13 protein-coding genes and 9 pseudogenes are annotated in these 23098 nt (G+C 69.2%); 10 read left to right on the forward strand and 12 right to left on the reverse strand.

All coding sequences use genetic code 11. The annotated features are described in order from the left end of the window. Positions 1-367: 367 nt before the first annotated feature. The 4 genes and pseudogenes from OG819_RS46040 to OG819_RS46055 all read left to right on the forward strand — a co-directional run. Positions 368-819: pseudogene (locus OG819_RS46040) on the forward strand (transposase family protein); the annotation flags it as partial. Positions 820-918: 99 nt separating this feature from the next. Further along, on the forward strand, positions 919-2286 hold the full coding sequence (locus OG819_RS46045) for an IS701 family transposase (RefSeq protein ID WP_266647750.1): 1368 nt from the start codon (positions 919-921) through the stop codon (positions 2284-2286). Between the two features lie 37 nt (positions 2287-2323). Continuing rightward, positions 2324-2626 (forward strand): annotated as a pseudogene (locus OG819_RS46050) (transposase family protein); the annotation flags it as partial. Between the two features lie 2 nt (positions 2627-2628). Next, positions 2629-4094, forward strand: a pseudogene (locus tag OG819_RS46055) (ISL3 family transposase). A gap of 92 nt (positions 4095-4186) precedes the next feature. Here the strand turns inward: OG819_RS46055 and OG819_RS46060 are convergent. Then, positions 4187-5548: an IS256 family transposase gene (locus OG819_RS46060; protein ID WP_266647762.1), complete on the reverse strand. Its 1362-nt coding sequence runs from the start codon at positions 5546-5548 to the stop codon at positions 4187-4189. A gap of 142 nt (positions 5549-5690) precedes the next feature. Between OG819_RS46060 and OG819_RS46065 the strand changes: the two genes are divergently transcribed. Further along, entirely contained in the window at positions 5691-6011 is a 321-nt protein-coding gene (locus tag OG819_RS46065) for a DUF5959 family protein (protein WP_266655387.1), read from the forward strand. On the opposite strand, the pseudogene OG819_RS46070 reads toward OG819_RS46065, so the two are convergent. Then, positions 5985-6239: pseudogene (locus OG819_RS46070) on the reverse strand (transposase); the annotation flags it as partial. The gene OG819_RS46065 and the pseudogene OG819_RS46070 overlap by 27 nt on opposite strands. A gap of 534 nt (positions 6240-6773) precedes the next feature. Here OG819_RS46070 and OG819_RS46075 point away from each other — a divergent pair. Further along, positions 6774-7247: a nuclear transport factor 2 family protein gene (locus OG819_RS46075; RefSeq protein WP_266655389.1), complete on the forward strand. Its 474-nt coding sequence runs from the start codon at positions 6774-6776 to the stop codon at positions 7245-7247. Positions 7248-7506: 259 nt separating this feature from the next. Here OG819_RS46075 and OG819_RS46080 read toward each other — a convergent pair. Both OG819_RS46080 and OG819_RS46085 read right to left on the reverse strand, forming a co-directional pair. After that, a pseudogene (locus OG819_RS46080) lies at positions 7507-7620 on the reverse strand (transposase); the annotation flags it as partial. Positions 7621-7676: 56 nt separating this feature from the next. Continuing rightward, positions 7677-7802 (reverse strand): hypothetical protein, encoded by a 126-nt coding sequence (locus tag OG819_RS46085; protein ID WP_266655391.1) that lies wholly within the window; start codon positions 7800-7802, stop codon positions 7677-7679. 65 nt (positions 7803-7867) lie between these two features. Between OG819_RS46085 and OG819_RS46090 the strand changes: the two are divergent. Beyond that, positions 7868-8214, forward strand: a pseudogene (locus OG819_RS46090) (transposase); the annotation flags it as partial. 75 nt (positions 8215-8289) lie between these two features. Here the strand turns inward: OG819_RS46090 and OG819_RS46095 are convergent. The 6 genes and pseudogenes from OG819_RS46095 to OG819_RS46120 all read right to left on the reverse strand — a co-directional run. Then, a pseudogene (locus tag OG819_RS46095) lies at positions 8290-8574 on the reverse strand (Beta-galactosidase C-terminal domain); the annotation flags it as partial. 29 nt (positions 8575-8603) lie between these two features. After that, positions 8604-8840: pseudogene (locus OG819_RS46100) on the reverse strand (hypothetical protein); the annotation flags it as partial. Beyond that, a pseudogene (locus tag OG819_RS46105) lies at positions 8728-8961 on the reverse strand (beta-galactosidase trimerization domain-containing protein); the annotation flags it as partial. The pseudogenes OG819_RS46100 and OG819_RS46105, both read right to left, overlap by 113 nt. Positions 8962-9108: 147 nt before the next feature. Further along, positions 9109-10308 carry a beta-galactosidase gene (locus OG819_RS46110; RefSeq protein ID WP_323139443.1) on the reverse strand — a complete coding sequence of 400 codons (1200 nt, stop codon included), beginning with the start codon at positions 10306-10308 and terminating at the stop codon, positions 9109-9111. Between the two features lie 187 nt (positions 10309-10495). Beyond that, positions 10496-12973, reverse strand: coding sequence for a hypothetical protein (locus OG819_RS46115; RefSeq protein ID WP_266655393.1), 2478 nt, complete (start codon positions 12971-12973; stop codon positions 10496-10498). 128 nt (positions 12974-13101) lie between these two features. Continuing rightward, positions 13102-14031 (reverse strand): transposase, encoded by a 930-nt coding sequence (locus OG819_RS46120; protein ID WP_266647792.1) that lies wholly within the window; start codon positions 14029-14031, stop codon positions 13102-13104. A 119-nt stretch (positions 14032-14150) separates the two neighbouring features. Between OG819_RS46120 and OG819_RS46125 the strand changes: the two genes are divergently transcribed. Continuing rightward, on the forward strand, positions 14151-15845 hold the full coding sequence (locus OG819_RS46125) for an ISAzo13 family transposase (protein ID WP_266652478.1): 1695 nt from the start codon (positions 14151-14153) through the stop codon (positions 15843-15845). On the opposite strand, the gene OG819_RS46130 is transcribed toward OG819_RS46125, so the two are convergent. After that, on the reverse strand, positions 15803-17071 hold the full coding sequence (locus OG819_RS46130; protein WP_266655395.1) for a hypothetical protein: 1269 nt from the start codon (positions 17069-17071) through the stop codon (positions 15803-15805). The two genes, OG819_RS46125 and OG819_RS46130, sit on opposite strands and share 43 nt — an antisense overlap. Before the next feature lie 143 nt (positions 17072-17214). On the opposite strand from OG819_RS46130, the gene OG819_RS46135 reads away from it, so the two are divergent. Continuing rightward, positions 17215-18816, forward strand: coding sequence for a protein kinase (locus OG819_RS46135; RefSeq protein ID WP_266655400.1), 1602 nt, complete (start codon positions 17215-17217; stop codon positions 18814-18816). 26 nt (positions 18817-18842) lie between these two features. Here the strand turns inward: OG819_RS46135 and OG819_RS46140 are convergent, their stop codons facing one another. After that, positions 18843-20042, reverse strand: a complete 1200-nt coding sequence (locus OG819_RS46140; protein ID WP_266655402.1) for a hypothetical protein — start codon at positions 20040-20042, stop codon at positions 18843-18845. Between the two features lie 1048 nt (positions 20043-21090). Here OG819_RS46140 and OG819_RS46145 point away from each other — a divergent pair. After that, entirely contained in the window at positions 21091-23055 is a 1965-nt protein-coding gene (locus OG819_RS46145; RefSeq protein WP_266655404.1) for a S53 family peptidase, read from the forward strand. Positions 23056-23098: the final 43 nt, after the last annotated feature.

Below are 23098 nucleotides of genomic sequence, written 5' to 3' on the forward strand. Positions count from 1 at the left end.
ACGGGCCTCATTTGGCCGGGATACGGCCCCCGCCCGCGCGGTCGCGGGAGGTGGGGCCCAGCGGGCCTCTCCCCCCACCACCACGGCGGCCCGGTCGCCCTGCACCCAGTCGCACAGAGCCTCTCAGGCAGCGGCGTCCGCCTTGAAGGTGGGCGAGCACCATATAGAGATCCCCCCAGGACCTACCCGCCCTACCGGCGCGCCTGAGACGAGGTGTCCACCAGTCGGGACAGATCCCACTGAGCGTTTTCAGCGGGGCCATTGATGGGGTGACGGGGCGGTGCGAGGTCGGGATGGGCAACGGACAGGGCTCCCGTGCCGTTGAGGGAGGTGTTCGACGTCTCAACTCAGCAGCACAGGAGCCCTGTTGGTTCCGTATCCTGCCGCACTCGATCTGCCTCACGCCCTGGTCGAGTGGGTCACGATGCTCATCGTCACCCGTGAGGGTGACCGGCGGTGCAAACTCCCGCCGCACCGCCGTGCGCTCGTCGTACTCGTGTACCTGCGTCGCCACGACACCCTCGCCCGTATCGCCGCGGCCTTCGGGATATCCGTCGGCACCGCCCACGCCTACGTCACCGCGGTCACCGGTCTGCTCGCCGAACAGGCGCCCGGCCTTCTGACGACGCTGCGCGCGCACGACCCGGACTTCGTCCTTCTGGACGGCACACTCACAGAGCGCGACCGCGTCGGCGACGGCAGGGCCGACTACTCCTCGAAACACAAGCGGCACGCGGTGAACGTGCAGGTCGTCACGGACCCGGCCGGCGAGATTCTGTGGCTGTCGCCGGCACTCCGGGCCGGACCCACGATCTGACACGGCAGCTGTAGTTCGTGAGGCGTGAGGCATCGCCGCTGGCCAGCGTGGTGGGTGGGGTGCCTGCGGCAGGGGTACGGCCACCGGCATCGTGATCTTGTGTGACGAAGAATCAAGAAGCGGTGGCCGCGCAGGCCACGGTAGTACACGCCGGGTGGGACGGGTTGTTCGAGGGGTTGATGGGCCGGTTCGCGAGCTGCTTCCCGCGCCGGGAGACCCGGCTGACCTGCCGGAACATGGTCTCTGGGCTGCTGATGGTCAAGGAATCGGCGAACTGCTGGTCGTTGGCCGAGGCGATCGGCCACAGCGGTCCGCATGTCCTGCAGCACTTCTTGTCGAGGGCCCGCTTCGACACCGAGGCAGTCCGCCGGTCGGTCGCGGCCTGGACGGTGGAGCAACTCGGCGAGAGGGAGGTGATGTTGGTGGTGGACGAGACGGGCGATGAGAAGTCGTCCCTCGACGCGGTCGGCGCGGCCCGGCAGTACTCCGGGGCGCTGGGCGGGATCGGGCTGTGCCAGGTCGCGGTACACCTCTCCTACGTGAGTGCCGAGGGGCACGCGCTGGTCGACCGTCGGCTGTACCTGGGCGAGGCATGGGCGGCGGACGACGAGCGCCGTGAGCTGGTCGGGGTGCCCGACGAGAGGGTGTTCGCCACCAAGCCGCAACTGGCCGGCGACATGCTGGAGGACGCCCACGCCTCGGGGGTGCACACCGCGTGGGTGGCCGCCGACGAGGTCTACGGTGGACGGGAGTTGCGTGCGCGGATCCGTGCGCTGGGCTACGGCTACGCGATCGCGGTACCCACCAGCCACCGGGTCACCACCCCGGGCGCCGGGAAGAAGAAGGTCACCGCGCTGCTGGAGCGGGTGCCGAAGCGGGCCTGGATGCGGCTGAGGACCGGCCATGGCACCAAGGCCGAGCGGCTCTACGACTGGGCGATGATCGACGTGAACCCCGACGATGCGCCGCCCGGACAGGCCGCCGGGCACAGCCAGGTCCTGGTCCGACGCCACCGCCGCACCGGCACCCTTTCCTTCTACCGGACCTGGCACCCCGACCCGCAGCCGATATCGGTGCTGGTCAGCGCGGTCTGCCGCAGGTGGCGGGTCGAGGAGGACTTCCAGGGAGCCAAGGGCCTGGCCCACCTCGACACCGGCCAGGTCACCTGCTGGACGTCCTGGCACCGCTGGAGCCTCATGTCAATGATCGCCTACGCACTTCTGGCCGTCGGCGCCCTCCACGAGCGGCAACGCGCCCACCCCGCCAACTCCGACGACGAGTTGGCCATGGTGCCCGTCAGCCCGCGCGAACTCCTCGCGCTATTGCGGGTCTTCGCCCTGCCAAGGCCCCGCCAGGACACCGATCCGGCACACGCCCTGCGCTGGTCGAACTGGCGTCGCCGACACCAGCATCGCGCGACGGCCTGCCACCGCCGCTGGAACAACGTCACAGCAGTGGCCATCGCATGACAGGAACCTCACGAGTCACGAACTACAGCTGCCGTGTCTGACGGCCGCCCGCACCCACAAGATCCTCCGGATATGCGCGCGCCAAGGCGTCCCGATCCTCGCCGACATCGCCTCCATCGGTGCGGGCGACTGGGTCACCACCGCCAAGCGCCGCCCGCCAGGCGGCGAACTCACCCTCACCGAGCGGACCGTGAACCGGGCCCTGTCCGCGGCCCGGGCACCCGTCGAACGAGGCATGGCACGGCTGAAGTCCTGGCAGATCTTCCGCAGATCCCGCGTCAGCCCCAACCGCATGAGCGTCATCACCAAAGCCGTCCTCACCCTGGAGAAGCAACGCTGAAAATGCTCAGTGGCGAGATAGTCCGGGTTTCGGCTAGGACGCGGGATGTTCCCGTCCCCTGTCCGGTGTGCAAGGTGGTGACGGGGAGGGTCCACCAGTATCACGGCCGGCCGGTGCGGGATGTGCCGGTCGACGGCCGGCAGGTCGTGGTCCGGGTGAGGAGACGACGGCTGGTCTGTCCGGTCCTGGGCTGCAGGCGGCAGACACTCCGAGAGCAGGTCCCCGGGCTTTTGAAGCGCCATCAGCGCCGCACCACACGTCTGACCAGTCAGCTCCGCGGGCTGGCCAAGGAGTTATGCGGCCGGGCGTCCGCCCGACTCGCCCGATCGCTGGCCATGCCCGTGTCGTACGCCTCCGCCCTGCGCCTGCTGCGGCGGGTGCCCGTGCCGGCAGTGCAGATCCCGCGGGTGACCGGGGTCGACGACTTCGCCCTGCGGCGCCGGCAGAGCTACGCCACGATCATCATCAACGCTGAGACCGGTGAACGAATCGAGGTACTGCCCGGTCGCGAGGCCGTCACTCTGGAAGCCTGGCTGCGCGAACATCCGGGCATCGAGGCCGTATGCCGGGACGGATCGGCCACCTACGCCGAGGCGGTCCGCCGAGCCCTGCCCGACGCGGTCCAGATCAGCGACCGCTGGCACCTGTGGCACGACCTCGCCGAGGCCGGCCGCAAGGAGGTCGCCGCGCACAGCACCTGCTGGGCGAAAGCAGGGCCGCCCCCGGCCGAGGGGAGACAGGCCGCCACCACCCGCAAGCGCCGGCAGCAGGTCCACGCCCTGCGCGAGCGCGGAGTCGGACTCCTGGAGTGCGCGTGCCGCCTCAACCTGGCTCTCAACCCCGTCAAGCGCTACGACCGCGTCGCCGAGCCCGAGCGCCTCATCCGCGCACCCAAGTACCGGCCCGCCCTCGTGGATCCCTACCGCGATCACCTGCGCCGACGCCGGCTGGAGAACCCGGCCGTCCCCGTCACCCATCTCCTTCAGGCGATCAGGGAACTGCGCCACAGCGGCAGCTCGAACCTGCTGGTCCGCTACATCAACCAGGGTCGCGTCGAGGCCGACCGGCCCGCCCTCTCGCCCCGGCGCCTGGCCCGCTACCTGCTCACCCGCCCCGACCGCCGCAAGGTCCACCAGCGAGAACGTATCGAGGCCGCCCGCGCTGCCTGCCACGAGATGACTGCTCTGGCCGACCTCATCCACCACTTCGCCGTGCTGCTGGATCCCGTCGGCGGCAATGCCGCCCTGCCGAGCACCTGGATCGCCTCGGCCCACGCCGAGGTGTGCCCCACCTGCATGCATTCACCCGGGGACTCGAGAAAGACCACGCCGCAGTCGACGCCGCCTTCACCCTGCCGCACCACAACGGCGGCACGGAAGGCGTGAACAACAAAACCAAGCTGATCAAGCGCCAGATGTACGGCCGGGCAAGCTTCCGCCTCCTCTGTCACCGCATCCTCCTGGGCTGAGCACACTCACCGTCACCACCGACTACGGGTCTATCATGATTTAGGTGTTTTTAGGCCCTTTGGCCTAGTGGTTTTTGGTTGGTCCGACTGGCTTATACCCGTCCGGCGGTAAGGCGGCCGTCGAAGAGCTGGTCGAACTCGTTCAATGCTGCCTTCCACTTGTTGTTCCAGCGTTTGCGTCCCCGGCCGGAGGGGTCGAGGGCGAGGGTGGCCAGGTAGATCCTCTTGAGTGCTGCCTGTTCGTTGGGGAAGTGTCCGCAGGCGGTGGCCGCGCGGCGGTAGCGGGCGTTGAGGGACTCGATGCTGTTGGTCGTGTAGACGACCTCGCGGATGGAGTCGGGGAAGGCCAGGAAGGGTACGAACTCGCTCCAGGCGCGCTGCCAGACGGTGGCGATCGAGCCGTATTTGTGGCCCCACTTGGCGTCGAACTCGTCGAGCCGCTCGCGGGCCTGGGCCTCGTTGACGGCGGTGTAGACGGGCTTGAGGTCGGCGGCGACCTCGGGCCAGTCCCGCCGGGAGGCGTAGCGCAGGCTCTGCCGGATCAGGTGAACGACGCAGCGCTGCACAACGGTTTGGGGCCACACGTTCGCGACCGCGTCCGGCAGAGCGGACAGCCCGTCACAGACGAGCATGAGGACGTCTCTGACCCCGCGATTACGCAGGTCGGTGAGGACTTGCTGCCAGAACTTGGCGCCCTCGCCACCGTCGCCGGCCCACAGGCCGAGGATATCGCGGTAGCCGTCGGCGGTGACCGCGATGGCCACGTAGATCGGCCTGTTGGCGACCTGCCCGTCCCTGATCTTGACGTGGATGGCGTCGACGAAGACGACCGGGTAGACCGCGTCGAGCGGGCGGGTGCGCCACTCGTTCATCGAGTCCAGGGCCTTGTCGGTGATCGTGGAGATCGTCTCCTTGGACGTCTTCATCCCGTACACCTCCTCAAGGTGCGCGACGATCTCCCCGGAGGTCATGCCGCGGGCGGTCAGCGAGAGCACCATCTCGTCCAGAGCACCGGTGCGACGGGCACCCTTGGGCAGGATGCGGGGCCGGAAAGTGCCCAGCCGGTCACGGGGGATCTGCAGCGTGATCGGCCCGACCTCACTCATCACCTTCTTCGTGCGATACCCGTTACGGCCGTTGCCGCCCGAACGCGAGCCCCGCCCGCCGCCGCGCTCGGCCTCGGCGGCCAGATGCTCATCCAGCTCGGCCTCCAGGGCGGCCTGCATCAGGTGCTGCGTGATCGCGGGCAGCAGACCGTCCTCACCGACCAGCCTCAGCCCACCACCGCGGACCCTGTCCTGGGCCAGCAGCGTCAGCGCGTCCAGCAGGTCCAGGCCCAGCCCGTCCACGGACTCCTGCGTTCTCCTCATGCCCGCACCGTCCGCGGCCGCCCCGTCAGTGGCAAGCGACACGCCGCCCACCGTCTCGAGAGAGTGAGTCTTCTGGATCGTCATCAGGTGTCCCTTCCGGTGAAGTTCCCACCTAATTCATGACACTCCCCCGACTACGGAAGAGACCCGAACGATTTACAGGCCCGCGACCGAGTGCTGATGCGCGGGCATGATGACGAGAGTCGATGCGAGACAGGGAGCGAGCATGGCCGAGGACAGCAGTGTGGATCTCATCCGTCTGGCCGACGGGGAGAGCAGTCTTGAGGTTCGCGTTCTGGGCCGGACGCTGCCTGGGGTGTTGACCTTGCACGACCACCTCGATGCGGAGATCGTCGTCACCAGCGGATTCGCCCAGGGACGTCTCGATGTGTGTCTGGCTCCGGAGGACTTGAACAGCTGGTCACAGGTCTTGGGAGAGCTTGCAGCCGGGCGGGATGCTGTCTGGATGGATGACGGGCGCAACCCCGAGATCCGGAGTTATGCAGACCTCCCCCGGCGCCTACGAGTGGCGACGCTGAGCCGTTGAGAGCCGGCGCCAGCAGATGAGTGCGCAGGCCAGGACAAGGAAGGCTGCGTGGAGGTCGTCGCGGACCTCCCAGCGGATCCGCAGGCGGCGGAACCAGTGCAGGTGCGCAAAGGCCCGCTCCACCGCCCAGCGTTCGGCACCGAGTCCGGAGCCGTGCTCGGTGCCACGTCGGGCGATGACCGGCTTGACTCCCAGGTCCCAGGCAAGGCGGCGGTATTTGTCTCTGTCGGCCCGGTAGCGGCGGGGGAACGCACTACCGGGCCAAGACGCCCTGGCGCAGAAACTCGGACGCCGGGCCTCTCAGGCCCCGACCCCATTTAACGGGCTCCGGTTGGCGGCCTCAGCATGCATCCGCGGAGCGGGCCCTTCTGGGCCCGTTGAGAGGCCTGAACGGGCGCCCATGGATCATGTCCCGTGAGATGGTGCAGTCAAGGCAGCCGTTTGTGTTCCGGTTGTGGGATGATCCGCTGCTCGCTCGGCCGAATTGGTCGCGAAGAGGCCAGTCATGGACACTTCGGAGCATTAGCTGCGGTCAAAGAACTGTCACTCGCCATGGAGTTGGCAAGAACTGCCGCGGCAGGGCGGTCTAGGACGGCGGGCTCTCTGTCCGAGCCGGGGCGGCTGGATGTGGCCATTATTTCCAGCTCAGGTGCTTCAGCGTTCATGAACAAGGCAAGCTGTCAGTCGCAGCTTCTGCGCCCGCGTCCTCGATGCCAACGAGCGCAGCGTGCTCAAAGGCGACCGTCTCACTTGGAGGAAAATGTGTCTGCACGCAACCTTATACTCCCCGATCCGGCCACAAGTTATCGTGCTGTCGAGAACCTTATTGCGCAGTACGCTCAACTCGTTGACGACGGCGATTTCTCAGGATTGGGGAACCTTCTCGCCGACGCCACTTTCATAGGCAGTCGCGGGCCAGTGAGCGGTCGTGACGCGATCAAGAAGTTTTTCGAAGACACCGTGATCGTTTACGCGGATGGCACGCCGCACACCCACCATGTCACGACTAACGTCGCCATTGAAGTCACCGAAGAGACGGGAACGGCCAGTTCACGTTCGTACGTGACCGTGTTTCAGGCGTTGCCCGACCTGCCGCTGCAACCCATCGGGTGTGGTCGGTACGAGGACAGCTTCCAACGCCGTGACGGGCGGTGGCGTTTCGTGGAGCGCCGAGTACGCATAACTCACGTGGGAGACGCAAGTCGACACCTGAAGCAAACTGCGGCACAGCACTGAGATCTCTCAGCGCTGCCGCTCCACTCCGAGGACCACAGAGCTGCGATTGACGTCACTCGGGCCGCATTCGGAATCCGCGGACGACCGGCCAGGAATTCTGAGGATTCGGGCGCGGCAGGGATCTTGTGCAAGTCGGGGGTTTTCATTGGATGCTGAGCCGGTCCTCGCAGAAGAGTGAAAACGCGTTTAATGCCTCATTCCAGTGTGCGGCAACGTGCTTGGCGTCGCACGCTTTGCGGCTGATCTGCTCGCGGATGGCGAGGTAGAGAACCTTCAACGCGGCCTGCTCCGAAGGGAAGTGGCCGCGGCTACGGGTGGCCTTGCGGAGCCGCGAGTTGATCGACTAGAGCATGTTCGTGGAGTAGACCACCCTCCCTGTCCCTGGCGGGAACGCCAGGGACAGGGCGTGAATTCAGGCCGGGCCGACCGCTAGGTCCGCACGATCGCCGGGTAGCGTTCGCCCAGGTCAGATGCCGCGAGCAGGTCGATGGCCTGCTCGGCGGCTGCTTCTGTCGGAGCCGTGTAGATCGCCTTCAGCGCCGGGACCAGCTTCAAGAGTAGTCGCGCACCAAAGACGGCCCGAGCGAGGCCCTGGTCAGGTGGAGCAGCTTCCGTTACGCAGCCGCCAGGACTAGGACAAGGTTGCCAAAGCCCTCAAGCCCGTCTACACGGCTCCCAGCGAGGACGCGGCGACGGAGCTGTTCCTGGAGTTCCAGGAGACATGGGGCCGGAAGTATCCGGCGATCGTCAAGCTGTGGTCCGAGGCCTGGGCTGAGATCGTCCCTTCCTTTCCTTCGACGTCGAGATCCGCAAAATCATCCGCAGCACGAACCTGATCGAGAGCGTCAACGCGCGAACACGCAGGGCCGTCCGCGCCCGCGGAAACTTCCCCGACGAGGCCGCCGCCCTCAAGTGCATCTGCATGGAGCTGATAAGCCTCGATTCGACCGGCCAAGGCCCCAAGAGGTGAACCATGCGCTTGGGTGACCTTGGACCAGGTCCGGGCGGTCGCGCCCTGGCTGGGGCGCTTTCCGGTCGAAATTCACCCGGCAGGCTCTCGGCCGACGGGCTGCCGTAGGACGGCGACCTCCCGCGGTCCGAGTACGACCGCGCCGTCGGTGCCATGGGCGTCGCCGGTGCGCACCAGGAGTTGACCGCCCGCCGCGGGAACCGGCACCGGCTCGTCGGTGCGGTTGAACAGGAAGATGAACCGGCCGCCCTCGCCGCGGCGCACCACGAGCTCGACGCGCCCGCGCAGCGCCTCGGGCAGCTCGCTGTGCACTCCGGCCAGCTCCAGCAGCGGGGCAGCAGCGAGATCAGGCCGTCGACGCCGAGTCGCGTGGAGACGTACGAGGCCGAACCGGCGCCGGTTGTAAGGCGGGTGATGGCGGGGCGGCCGACCTGGTCGCCGGTCTCGTAGTGGGCCAGGACCTGTGTGTCGGCGTCCGTGACGGTGATCCCGGTCGGTCCAGAGGGCGCCTGTGGTGCCGTCGTCCAGGCGGACACTGTGGTCGGCCAACAGCGGCCCGAACTCCTCGACACGGATGCCGAGCAGCTCGCGCAGCGCGCTGGGGTAACCGCCCAGCCAGACATGGTCGTTCTCGTCGACCACACCCGAGAAGTAGGTGGTGATGAGGTGGCCCTGCTGGGCGTAGCGGTTCAGCTCCTTGGCCAGCTCGGCCGGTACGACGTGCAGCACCGGGGCCACGACCACCTGCTAGCCGGCGAGTTCAGCGCGAGTGGTGACGAGGTTGGCGCGTACTCCGAGGGCGAGAAGCACCGAATACCAGTCGAGAGCCTCCTGGCGGTACTTCAGCAGGGCCGTGGGGTGGGAGCCTTGCTCGCTCCCCCACCTGGACGCTCAATCGTAGACGATGGCGACGCTCGCGGTCTCCCGGTCGCTGCCGGCGACCGGCGCGAGGGTGCGCAGGATGGCACCGAGGGCGGCCACCGCGCGGAACAGCTCGCTGTCCTCACCAGCGTGCGGGACCATCGCCGAGTGGTACTTTTCGGCACCGGCCGCCGATTGCCGCCACTGGAAGAAGCACACCGCGTCGGCGCCGTGGGCTACGTGCAGCAGTGAGTCACGGGCCAGGTCGCCGGGCCTCTTGGCCACCTTGACCGGCTGCCAGTTGACGGCGCTGGTGGAGTGCTCCATCAGGAACCAGGGGTGCCCACCGGAGATGCCACTGACCAGGTTCGCGGAGAAAGACAGCTCGTCGCGGTCCTGCGGACCGGGTTGCACGTAGTGGTCGTTGGAGACGAAGTCGATCTCCTCGGCCCAGTCCACATAGTCCATGCACTTCGTTTCGTTCATCACCATGAAGTTGGTGGTGATCGGCACGTTGGGCGTGATCTCCCGGAGGATGTCGCGCTCGGCGCGGAGGTAGTCCTTCAGCATGTCCGAGGAGAATCGTTTGAAGTCGAGCTGTTGCGTCGGGTTGGGGTGCGAGGCGGCAAACCGCAGCGGCAGAAGCTGCTCCCAGTCGCTGTAGCGCTGCGACCAGAACGCCGTGCCCCAGGCGTGGTTGAGCGCCTCAAGGGAGCCGTAGCGGGCGCGAAGCCAGATACGGAAGGCACGGGCGGCATCGTCGGAGAACTCGTAGATGTTGTGACAGCCGAGCCCATTGGAGATGTGCCAGGCCACGAGTGCCGGGTGGTCCTTGTAGCGGTCGGCCATCGCCCGCACCAGGCGCAGCGCGTGCTGGCGGAAGACGGGCGAGGTGGGGCGCCAGTGCTGGCGGGCGCCGGGCCACACCGTTTCGCCGTTCGCCGTCACCGGGAGGATCTCGGGGTGGGCGGTGGTCAGCCACGGCGGCGGGGAGGCGGTCGCGGTCGCCAAGTCGACACCGATGCCTGCCCGATGGAGAAGGTCCATGACCTCGTCCAGCCAGCTGAAGTCCCAGGTGTCGGCGGTTGGCTGAAGGCGCGCCCAGGAGAAGATCGCCACGGATACGACGGTGACGCCGGCCTCGCGCATCAGCCGGATGTCCTCGTCCCACACCTCCCGCGGCCACTGCTCGGGGTTGTAGTCGGCTCCGTAGGCCAGGCGTGGAGTCAGGTCACGCCGAAACCAGCCTCCAGCACCAGCTCACCCGGGCAGCGATCAACCTCGCCCGCATCGATGCCCACCTCACCGGCGCCCCACGAGCCCGCACCCGGACCAGCCACTTCGCAGCACTTCGCCCCGCCGATCCGACGACCAGCGGGGCGAAGCAGACCCCGGATCAACCCACAGCGTCCTCCTCCTACAGCGGGCCTGTGCGCCAGGCCTGGAGATCGCTGTCGGTGATGGTTCCCCAGGCCGTGACGTCGTCGTCGGTGGCTTCCTCGTGCGTCTCTGTCGCCCGAGACGGCCAACTCCCCGAGGACCGAGGCGGAACGACCGGAGGCTGTTCCGGCTTGGTCTGCGGGAGGTTGGTCGTCTCCGGCACGTCCTCCGTCGGTCCGTCGGTCCGCGGTCCGTCGCTCAGCGCCCGGTTCGTCTCCGCTCCGTTCGACTGCGAGGCGTCCTCGTTCCGCGCCTCCGAGGCATCCTGTGGCGGCTGCTCGGCGAGAGAGGTGTTCGGCTCGGGCGCGTGCGGCGGGCCCGGTCGGGTCTCCGCGAGCGGCAGGAGGACCTGCGCGCCGGGTGACGCCGAAGGCAGCTCGTGGGTAACGGAGTCGTGGGTCACGTGCAGAGTGACTCGCATCCGGCCGTCGAAGGCTGCGTACGTCCGCGGGAATTTCGCGTTGGCGGACACCTTCGCGTTCTGCGTGACGCCCAGACCGAAACGTTCCCTGCCGCCGGCGCCACCGCCGAACAGCAGAGTCGTCCTGACCGGGGACAGGTTGAAGACCGGACCGACGAAGAAACGGGCCCCCAGTTCACGGAACGCTCCAGGACGCCGCAGCCTGCTCTGGTTGACTTCGTTGAGGACGTTGGCGTTACTCCCCTTGCTCTCGACGTGACGGTACGTCAATTCCTCTGTTTCGGCCGTGGCAGTGACCCGCAGGTCGCCGGAGCGGAGCAGTTCGACCGTTTCCCCGCGGGTCATCGCGGGCAGGGTGCGCGCCAACAGGGCGTCGTCGAGGGCCCGGTCGACCCGGTTCTGCAGGGCGGCTGCCGCCTTCGAGCCGAGGGTGTCGCGCAGGTGGGTGGAGACCTCCGACCGCAGGTCCGCGCTACCCGAGACCGACCGGACGATCGAATCCCGGCTGAAGCCACGGGCGGGCAGCGGCTCGCCGTCCGCATCCCTCGCGGGCGGGCCGTCCGCGGTGCCCGGGGCGGCGGCGCCACCGCCGGCCGCATCTGCGGGCGCGGGTGCCGTCACGATGCCCGCGCGCGAAACGAGCGGCGTGGCCGCGCGGTCCTCGGGCGCCCGCAGGGTGGTGAACTCCACGCGCGCCTCACCCGTGCCGGTCACCGTCTGACCCGGTCGCCCCCCGTCCCAGGGCCGGTTCACACGGACGGTGACGGTTGCCACGCCCGCGTGCGCTGTCGGTGCCAGCTTCCTGCGGTGCAGGAGACCCGTGGCCGCGTTCTCGCCACGGCTGTCCAGGCTCTCCTTGCCGAACCCGCCCTCCACCCGTCCGACCGCGGAGGCGTTCACCGGACTGCCCGAGGGCAGGAGGTCGCCCTGTACCTGGATGGAGCCCTGCCAGGCGGCGAACCGGGTATGGGCGACCGACGACGCCTGGACGCGCTGGCCACCGCTGTAGAACTCGGTGGTCGCGGGGGCGTCCGACACCTGCAACCGGTCGATACGCACGCCGAGTTTGACGACGCCACCGTTCACCGACTTCAACAGGACCGTCTCGACGGCGCCGCGGCTGAGGGCGCCCAGTTTCCGCTGGACGGCCATCGTCCGCAACCGCGGGGCCAGTTCGGCCCGCACATTCCGCCAGTTCTCCCCGAAGACGCGCGAGCCGCTGTCGTCGACGGAGTTCAGGATGTGCGCGGCGATCAGATCTTCGCCGGGCGTCTGCCGTGCGGACGGGGCTGCGTCGGGTGCGGCCTGGACCGCGCCGGACGCGCCTGTCACGCCTGCCGTGTTCGGCGCGCCCGCCGTGCCTCGCGCACCCGCCGTTCCCGGGCGGTCGGTTGCCCGGTGCGGGCGAACGGTGTCGACCACGTGGTCCGCCGTCAGCGGTGCGGGCCCCGGTGCCGCCGCGGCTGCCGCCTGGGACGCCGCCGCGTCGGCCGCTCGCGGATACGAGAAGACGCCGTGCAGTCGCACTGGGGGCACGCTGTCCGGCACTCCGCGCAGGAGGCGTACGCCCAGGTGCTTCTCGTAGGAGATCTCGAAACGGATCGGCTGCCGGTACAGGTCGTGCGGCCGCACGTTCTTGATCCGCTGCGGGGTCCGGTCGTCCCGCTCGCCCGACACGCCCTCACCCGCGGTCCCTGCGCCGGTCAGGTCCTCGCCTGCGTCATCGTCGATCGCGGGACCCGTCCCGGAGGCCGAGGCGGGCCGGGGATGGCCCGTTTCTCCCGGTTCCTCCCGCCTCGGCAGGTGCGGTCGTGACGTGGAACGGGCTACCTGGACGGCCACCGAGACGTGCGGTGCGACGGGAACCTGGAGCCGGCCCCCGGCCACGACCCGGGTCACGCGGTCGTGCAGGTGTGTGTGGGACGACTGGGACTCCACGGACACGTCGGTCTCGAACTTCCTGGAGTGCCCGACGTACGCGTACGTCCCCTCGCGGACCGGGCGCACCCGGACGGTGATGTGCCCACCGGGCACGGTGACGTCGTGCGACCACTCCTGCCCGGACTCGTGGGTGAGCCGTGCCGTCAGAACGTGGGGCCCTAACGACGGGGTGCGCGATTGAGGTCGGGCCGTGTTGGCCTGGCGGGTTGGCTGGTGGTTGATTACCGCATGGCCGCGCGGTCGGAGACCAGGCCGGCGATGGCCTGGTAGGTCTGGTCGAAGTACTCGCGGCGTCCGATCCAGCGTTGCAGGGGCCGCCACTGCTTGTGCTCGGCGTTGGCGTGCTCGACGCAGATCCGCTCGGAGGACTGCTGCTTGCGCGCTTCCTCCCAGGCCGCCAGGTCCTCGGGCGGGGCATCCTTCTTCGGCTTCAGCGGCGGCGCTTGGACCTGGGCGGGGAACTGCTTGGCCAGTCCCCGGTAGCCGGCGTCGACCTTGGCCTTGACCTGGGGGAACCTCTCGAACAGGTCGCAGATGCCCTCGGTCTTCAGCGCGGTCTGGTCGTGCTGGCGGCCGGGCCGGAAGGCACCCGCCCACAGGGTCCGGCCCTTCTCGTCGGTGACGACGGTGGCCTTCTTGGTGTTCTGCCGCATCTTCCCGGAGATGAATGCCCGGCGTCCGGGCTTGTTCGCCCGTGGACGTCGGACCCGGACCTCGGTGGCGTCGATCCGCAGTTCCACTCCGTGGGAGGCGGCGTAGGCGAAGACATCGGCCAGGGTGCGAAGGCGCAGGTCGGGACTTCCAGGGACGGCGAAGCCGCGGGCGGCGAGCAGGGGGCGGATCTCGTGGACCGCGCGGGTGATCGTGGAGCGGTCCACCTCGTAGAACAGGGCGAGGACGGCATGCGGAAGCTGGAAGCGCAGGATGACCAGGGTGGCGACGACCCGGTCGGTGAAGACGAGTTGGTGGTCGGGACCCGCTCCGGCGGCGCGCTGCCGGTCATGGCCCCGGCGTTCACGCAGCTGGGACTCCTGCCCGGCCACCCACGGCCCGGCCAACTCCGCGACCAGCTTGCCCAGGCGACGGCGCGGGATCCCGGTGCAGATACGATGGCTCAAGGCCGTGCGGGCCCCTCTTGACGTCACAATCATGATCGTCCCGCACGGCCGTTCGCATGCTCAGACCGGGGTTTCAGCTACCGCGCACCACGTCGTAAGGGCTCGCAGAGAATCAACATGTTGCCTCCCGTGATTCGGTTCGTTGGCGTGGTATGCGCATCCCCGATGAGATTCGTGTTCAACTCGCGGTGAAGTTTGAGGTGTTGTTCCCTCACCTGGACGAGCGGCAGCAGCGTCTGCTGATGGGAGCCGAGGCCCGTCTCCTGGGCCACGGTGGGATCCGGGCCGTTGCTCGGGCAGCCGACGCCAGCGAGACGACGGTCCGGAAGGGGGTGGATGAGCTGGAGGCGGGAGTAGAGCCGCTGGGGCGGGTCCGCCGGCCCGGTGGCGGCCGGAAGAAGGCCGCTGACCTTGATGCGGGGCTGCGGCCCGCGCTGCTGGCCCTGGTCGAGCCGGACATGCGCGGGGACCCGATGTCGCCGCTGCGGTGGACGACCAAGTCGACCCGGAACCTGGCCGCCGAGCTGACCCGCCAGGGGCACAGGGTCAGCGCCGACACGGTCGGTGACCTGCTGCGGGAGGAGGGCTTCAGCCTGCAGGCCAACTCCAAGACCCTGGAGGGCAAGCAGCACCCGGACCGGGATGCCCAGTTCCACTACATCAACGAGCAGGCCAAGGACCACATCGGCGCCGGGGACCCGGTGGTCAGCGTGGACAGCAAGAAGAAGGAGATGGTCGGCGAGTACAAGAACGCGGGGCGTGAGTGGCAGCCCACGGGCGATCCAGTGAAGGTCAAGACGCATGACTTCCTGGACCGGGAGGGGCCCGGCAAGGCGATCCCGTACGGGATTTACGACATCGCCGGGAACTCCGGCTGGGTCAGTGTCGGCACCGACCACGACACCGCCGCTTTCGCGGTCGCCTCGATCCGCCGCTGGTGGCGCGGGGCCGGACAGGGCGACTACCCTCACGCCCGGCGTCTGCTCATCACCGCCGACGCCGGAGGCTCCAACGGCTACCGCACCCGGGCGTGGAAGACCGAACTTGCCGCCCTGGCCGCCGAGACTGGCCTTGAAATCACCGTCTGTCACCTACCTCCGGGCACGTCGAAGTGGAATCGGATTGAGCACCGGCTGTTCTCCCACATCTCCATGAACTGGCGCGGCAGGCCCCTGACCAGCCATGAAGTCATTCTGCAGTCCATTGCGGCGACCACCACCCGCACCGGACTGACGGTCCGCGCCGAACTCGACACCGGCGCCTACCCCACCGGAGTGAAAGTCGACGACGCCCAGGTCGACGCGCTGGCGATGACCCGCCACCGCTTCCACGGCGACTGGAACTACACGCTCGACGCCCAGCAGCGCGGCCCCACAACCACCGGCACTCCACACGGAGCGGAACCGCGGCAATGGGGTGCCCGCCAGCACGCCCGGCTCACCGACCCGGAACTCACCGGCCTCACCCGCGCACAACTGGACGCCCTGATCAGCAGGTTGGCGCCAATCCAGGCCGCCCAGCGGGAACACCAGCGCCGTCACCGACGCGGCCACGAACGACAGCGGGCCCCCGGGGCGGGCCCCAGGCAGGCGTTCACTGACCCCGACCGGATCCTGGCCACCGTCCTCTATCAGCGCGGCTGCTTCACCCACGCCCTCCTCGGCGCACTCTTCGAGACCAGCTCGCAAACCATCACCCGCACAATCCAGGAGACCCAACCCCTCCTGGACCAGCACGAATACACCGTCCCCCGCTCCACAGCACGATTCACCACCCCCGCAGACGTGGCCGCCTACCTCGACGCCTACGGCACCGAATCCCCGGACAACATCAAACACGCATGTTGATTCTCTGCGAGCCCTAACTGTTCCTCCACGCGCCTCATCTCGCGCTCGGCGAAGCGCCCGAGCGCCGGGCCGAGGTCCTCCCGGAGGGCGCCCAGGAGCGCGTCGGCCGGGTCCACGCCCAGCAGCATGTCGGACGGGTGCCAGGCACTCGCCAGGGCGTGCGGGGGCGGCGGGGGCGGGTTCCCGTCCCGTGCCGGAGGCTCCCAGTCCAGCGCCCGCGGCTCGGGCTCCGGCCGCGCGGCACCCCGAGCCGCAGTCTCAGTGGAAGGGCCTCCCCCTCTGTCGGCAGAGTCCTTCGCCTCGGAGGACGGACCCTTCGTTTCGTTGGGCGGACCGGCCGACACCTTGGGGCCGAGGTCCGGCTTCGACCCCTGGGCGGCCCCTTGCGCACCTGACGGTCCCGCCTCGGGGGCGCTGGTGACGGTGTCGGCGGTGTTGACGTCCCGGGTGCCCGCGCCGGAGGACTCGGCGGCCGGTTCCGCGCCGGCACGCCCGTCCCCGTTCGACGCCGTGAAGGGCTTGTCCGGCTTGTCCGTGGTCGTCGTGTCGGCCGCCGCTCCCACCGCCAGGGCCGCGCTTCCCAGCCGCGCTTCCCGTTGGGCCGGGACGAAGCCCGACGGGCGTGCCGCGGTGAACACCGGCGCCGCGGCGGCGTCGTGGATGCGGGAACCCTGCGACTCGCTGAGCGGGACGGCGATCTGCACCGGGAACAGTCCGGATTGCCGCACCGTGCCGAGGGGACCGCGGAGGGTGCCGTCGAGCCGCACCCACCCGTCGAAGACGGCCATCGTGACGTCGTATTTGGTGGCCACCACGACCCGTTCGGCGGCACGTTGCCGGTCGCCGTCCCGTGTCGTGGTGGTGGCGCCCGTGATGGCCTCGCCCAGGACGTCGCCGCCGAAGACGTCACCGCCGTGCCCTCCGAGCGCACCCTGCAGTCCGTGCTGGGTGCTGCCCGCCGTGGAGACCGCCACGCTGCGGGTCACCTCGGCGCTCGGGCTGGACAGGGTATCGATCGTCCTGCGGTAGGTCAGCTCGTGCAGGTCCGCCGTGAACGACGCCGAGGAGCCGCGGCCGGAACGATCGGTCCAGGTCAGCGGAGTGTGGCGGGTCATCCCGGGCAGCGAGGCCCTGATGCGGTGGAGATGGAACCAGTCGCCCACCTCGGCGTGCGCGGCTGTCCACTGACGGCCGAAGGCCAGGCCCTGGGGTATGTGACGTGTCAAAGGACGGAAGACGCAGCTCTCAGCGGTGATGCCCGTCGATCGGAGCCCTGAGTGGCTCCAGCGGCCAGAAGGGACCGCGCCCACCGCTGTATCAGCCGGTGAACAGGTAGGCGAAAGAGATGCGTGCGGAGCATGATGTTTCCATGCACCTCCCTTACAAGATCGGTCGCTACCGAGTCGAACGGCTTCTGGGGACCGGCGCCTTCGCTGTCGTATGGCTGGCCTACGACGACTCGCTCGACGCACCGGTCGCGGTCAAGGTGATGACGGAGAACTGGTCATACCGCCTGGACATGCGGGAGCGATTCCTCACCGAGGCGCGCCTGCTGCGTCAGGCGGCCTCGTCCCGGGTGGTTCAGGTCTACGACGTGGGTGAACTGGACGACGGCAGACCCTACTTCGTCATGGAGTACGCCGACCGCGGCACCTTGGCGGACCGGCTGGCCGCCGCCGGCGGCCCGTTGCCGACGGCCGAAGCCCTGCGGCTGGCGACGGAAGCGGCACGGGGAACGGCGGCCCTGCACGAGGCCGGTGTCCTGCACCGGGACGTCAAGCCGTCCAACATCCTGGTCGGGCTGGGGCCCGGCGGCCGCGACCGGGTGCTCATGGGCGACCTCGGTCTTGCCAAGAGCCTCGCCCACGCGTCGAGCCTCACCCTGACCGCTGGGTCCGTCGGCTACATGGCTCCCGAGCAGAGCGATCCGGACGGATCCGGGATGGACGGCCGGTCCGACGTGTACGGGCTGGGCGCGGTGACGTACGAACTCCTCACCGGGAAGGTGCCGGGCCCGGTCGGCAGTATGGTCCCGCTCCACGAACTGCGACCGGATCTGCCCGCCGCCGTGCAAGGCGTTGTGAGCCGCGCCTTGGAGGCCGACCGAGAACTGCGGTTCGGTTCGGCCGCCGAATTCGCTGATGAACTCAGCTCCGTCACAGAGGAGTTGGTGACCACTCGGTTCGTCCCGGATCCATCGCCCGAAGCTGTACCGGCCCCTGACACCGAGCCGACGGCGGCTTCATCGGACGACGAGCCCGCCTCCGGCCCGGCCACCGACACGTCACAAGCCCTTCCGGGGACGGCGGGGCCGGCCCACGCCAAGAGGGTCGTCGCTCCGCAGCGACGACTCCTGGTTGCCACCGCGGTCGTCGGGGCCTCGGTGGCTCTCCTGGTGGGCGGGCTGTCGATGCATGACCAACCCGGTACGCACACTTCCCCGGATGCCGACGCGTCGGCATCCGGGGCGCGGCCGAGCAACTCACCTGCCGGCGCGACCGTCTCGGCCAAGCCGGTCAACGCGCCCTCACCCAGCCCCGGGGGCGCTCGACCGTCCCACGGGACCGTGCACTCCGCGACACCGACCTCGGTATCGCGCAGCCCGTCTCCGTCGAGCAGCCCCTTGCCGTCGGCGAGTTCGAAGCCGCTGTACATCCGTCACGACCAGCAGCTCATGCCCGGACAGTCCTGGTACGGCGACAGCGGCACCGTGAACATGCAGCAGGACGGCAACCTCGTCATCCGGGACAAGAAAGGGCAGGCCCGCTGGCAGTCGGGGACAGTCGGCCGCGGCTACCGGGCGATCATGCAGGCCGACGGCAACTTCGTCGTCTATGACCGAGCGGGGAAAGGTGTCTGGGGCAGTGGAACGGCCGGTCACGACCATGCGGTCCTGTGCCTACGGACCGATGGAGACGTGACCGTCGAGTACAAGGGCGCCGTTCTCTGGTCCGCGGGAACCGGGCGCTGAGCTGCGAGGCGCCGTGACCGGACCGGTCAGACCCTGGTGCCAGAGGCCCACAGCGTCCTTCCCCGGTAGCGGACGGTCACGTTGCCGCTCTTCTGGAGGCCGAGAAACGCACCGTCGTGACCGGCCGTGCCGGTGCTCCAGACACCCCGGCTCGACCGGTCGTAGATCACGAAATTGCCGTCGGCCTGCATGATCGCCCGGTATCCCACGCCGTTCGTCCTGGTCGACCAGAGTCCGTGGCCGTGCTTGTCGTAGATGACGAAGTTCCCGTCCTTCTGCATGGTCAGGGTGATGCGGTCGGTGTGCCAGGACTGGCCGGGGAAGAGCTGCTTGTCGTGGTGCACGGTCAGCGTCGCTCCCCTGGGCCTGGCGCGGGCCTCGCGGGCGCGAGACGCCCCGGCAAGGGCGCGCTGTCCGGAGACCGGGTGCGGCTTCGCGGAGGGGGCCGCGTCGTGAGCGAGATCCGAACGGGGCCGGCTTTCGGGCTTCGGGTGCGCCGACTTGATGTCACCGTCGAAGATCCTCACGGACGCCGACGGCTGAACCGGCGGGAGACCTTCAGGCCCCGCCGGAACATTGGCCTCGGGCGGAGGGCTCACGGGTTCCGCGCCGGCCGTGTGCTTCTCCGGGGAAGCGTCACCCGCGTTGACGGACGTCAGCACGAACGGCGCTCCCAGCAGCATGGTGCCGAGCAGTACGGCGCCGGCGGCCTGGGGGGTGCGCAGACGGAGGAAGCGCTGGGGCGCTCCGGCCGGCTCGGAGGCCGAACCTGTGGAGACCGTATCCGGGGCTTTCCGCTCGAAGAGGCGGCCGCTGAGCAGCCGCGTGCCATGGGCCCCCTCCGCGCCCGCCTCCGCCGCGGAGGGGGCCGGTTGAGCCGCGGCGTCCGGCTTGAGCCTCGCCCGTACCGAAGCGAGGGCGGCGACCGTGCCCATCCACTTGGCCGCCCTCGGAGTCTCCTGCTCCGGGGAGTTCGTTTCCTCCGGTGCGGGCGGCTCAGCTGGGCGGCCCCGCTTCGTGCCCGGCTCGGCTACGGCCGCGACCGTCTCCGGCAGCGCTTCCGCGGGCGCCGCTTCATCCGGGCCGCGAGCTTCCGACGGCTTTCCGGGAGCGGACTCCGTGGGTGCCGGGCCTTCCTCGGACGGCGCCCACGGCAGGGGCTGGTGCCACACTGCGGGCCCGTCCGACGAGTCGTCCTGCTCTGCCGCAGGTTGTTCCTCTGCCATCTCCAAGTCCCTTTCCTGTTGGTCACTGATGGTGCGGTGGGTGTACCGGGCGGGGCATGCCGGTCCGACAGGGCGGGCGACGCCCGGCACCCCGCCCTGTCGGACGCGGGCGGTACTCCACCGGGCGGCGCACCCACCAGGCGAACCCAAAGCCGGTCGCGGAAGTCCCGCCTGTCCCGCGACGCGTGCCGGACTCCGTGCAGCCCGCCCTTCGGGCGGATGACGGAATGTTTCCCACAGGCCCCCTGGAGCGAGACGGCGAGGACCGCGTCGAGACGCCGTCCCCGTAGGTGCCGGCAGCCGAGACGCCGGAGGGGCCGCCCTCCCTCGACAACCGAGCTGCTGTCCTACCGGTGCCGGGTGGACGCGCGCGAATCGCCACGGACGAACCGGATTTATGGAAACAGCACTCGCGTCGTCCGTCGGAGGGGCTGTGTACGGGTAAAGGGACGTCGGTCCCCCTTTCCTCTGCAAGTCCGGCACCGTTGTTCTCCCGCGGTCTCACGGAGAGGCAAGTCGCCACGTGGCAGGCTCTTTTGTCATGGGGGCGGGATACCCGCCGGAGGACCATGTGCGGAGGGCCGGCCACGTATGCCGTCAGGGGAGTAACGCGCAGCCGGACCCTGAGAGCTCACCGTAGGACGAGCGCAAGCCTCGTGGCGATCCCCGGAACAGGGCCGGGTCCGAAAGGGCGAGCAGTCGGCCCACCTGGACCTCCGCCGGGACATGGCCTGCCGTCGACGCAGCGTCCCCCGGGAACCTGCCGAGCCGGCCGGCACTCCCATCCACGTGCCTCGTCCCGGGCGGTGGTGCACACCCCCGCGGGAGCTGCCCAGCGGCGCGATCGGAGCCCGCCCTGGCATTCGGACGGCTACCTCTTCATTTTTGTTAACTGTTCAACTTTCCATAGGGTGGCGGACATCGGCGGACCACCACGCGAACCCATGCCCCCCCGTCCGGCCTCGCCCCGGATCCAACAGGTCCGGGGTACGCCGAGCCGACCCGCTGGTTCGTGATCCGTCACCACTCGTCATCACTGGAGGAAGACATGACAACTCACCCTTTACGCAGGCGCTCAGCGCTGACACTCGCGACCGTGCTGCAACTGGCCGCCGTCTCCCTCATGGCGGGCGCGCCGAGCGCGCGGCCCGACTCGGGTCCGCAGGGCCGTCATGCCCTGCGGGATACCAAGCCCCCCTGGGCGACCCTCGCTTCGGACCTCGGCAGTACCACCGCTGCGGACAGGGTCAGCGCACGCGTCTACCTGGCCGGCCGGGATCCCCAGGGCCTGGCGGCCTACGCCGAAGCGGTGGCCGATCCGCACTCGGCCCAGTACGGCCGATACCTGTCCGCACAGCAGGCCCGGAGCCGTTTCGGGGCGAGCCCGAAGCAGGTCGCCGCGGTCATGGCCTGGCTGACGGGTGCCGGGCTCACGGTGACCGGCCGCCATCAGCACTATCTGACGGCGGCCGGCAGTGTCTCGCAGGCCGAGAAGGCTTTCGGTACCGAGTTGCACGATTACACCAGGAACGGTGCGGTCCTCCGCGCGCCGTCACGCGCGGCCACCGTACCGGCTTCGCTGGAGGGAGCCGTGCTGACCGTCGTGGGCCTCGACGACGGTCCAAGCCATGCCCAGCCCATGACGGCGCCCTCCGAGGCGACCCTGCCGCCTCCGGGGGCGGTGTTCAGGAACGCCGGGCCGTTCTCCAGCTATTACGGCTCCACCCTCGGGGCCGACCTGCCCGCCGCGTACGGCGCGCAGCAGCCGTACGCCCCCAAGGGTTACACAGGCACCCAGCTACGAGGCGCCAACGGTGCCACCGGCAGTGACACGGGACAAGGCGTAACGGTCGCCGTCACCGGCGCCTACACATCTTCGACCATGCGCAAGGACACCGCGGAGTACGCGAGGCGCAACGGCGATGCCGCCTACGGCGCCGGCCAGTTGGTGGAGCATCTGCCGGCTTCCTATGGACGTTTCGACGAGTGCAAGCCGGACAAGTGGTACAGCGAACAGGCCCTCGACATCGAGGCGGTGCACGCTGTGGCTCCCGCAGCGAAGATCGTCTACGCGGGCGCCGCCTCCTGCGGGAACAACGACTTGCTGGACGCGTTGTACAGCATCGTGGACAACCGGCTGGCCAGCATCGTCTCCAACTCCTGGGGCGCTCCGGAGGGGTACCAGACGGCTTCCCTGTCCACAGCGTACGATCAGATCTTCCAGCTCGGCGCGGTCGAGGGCATCGGCTTCTACTTCGCCTCCGGTGACGCGGGCGACAATGTCGCCTCCACGCGGACCAAGCAGGTCAACGCGCCTGCGAAGTCTGCGTGGGCGACTGCGGTCGGTGGTACCTCGCTCGCGGTCGGCCAGGACGACACCTACCAGTGGGAGACCGGCTGGGGTACCGCCAAGGCCTCTCTGGCCGCCGACGGCACCGCCTGGGAGACGCTGCCCGGTGCCTTCACGGCCGGAGGCGGTGGGGGCACCAGCAAAACCGTGGCACAGCCGTCCTACCAGGGCGCGGTGGTGCCGGACACGCTTGCTCTGGCCAACGGCGGAGCGACCAGGCAGCGCGTGGTTCCCGACATATCCGCTGTCGCCGACCCGAACACCGGTTTCCTGGTGGGCCGTACCCAGACGTTCCCCGACGGGTCGCTGCAGTACAGCGAGTACCGCACCGGTGGAACCTCACTGGCCACCCCTGTGGTCGCCGGTGTCCAAGCACTTGTCCAGCAGGCACGCGGCGGGCAGTCCCTGGGGTTCGCCAACCCCGCCCTCTACGAGCGGTACGGCACCCCTTCCTTCCACGATGTGACCGACCATCCCCTGGGTGCCGCCGTGTCGCTCGGTGTCGCCCGTGTCGACTATGCCAACGGCTATGACGGGGCGAACGGTCTGGTTACCTCCCTGCGCAGCCTGGGCCGGGACAGCTCCCTCAGCGCGGAAACGGGATACGACAACGTGACCGGCCTGGGCAGCCCCGCCGCGGCCCTGCTGAAGCCGCTGCCCTGACGGCCTCACGGGGGTGTTCGCCGGCCCGGGCGGCTGAGAAGCC

It is taken from the genome of Streptomyces sp. NBC_01549 (assembly GCF_026339955.1).
Lineage (GTDB): Bacteria > Actinomycetota > Actinomycetes > Streptomycetales > Streptomycetaceae > Streptomyces.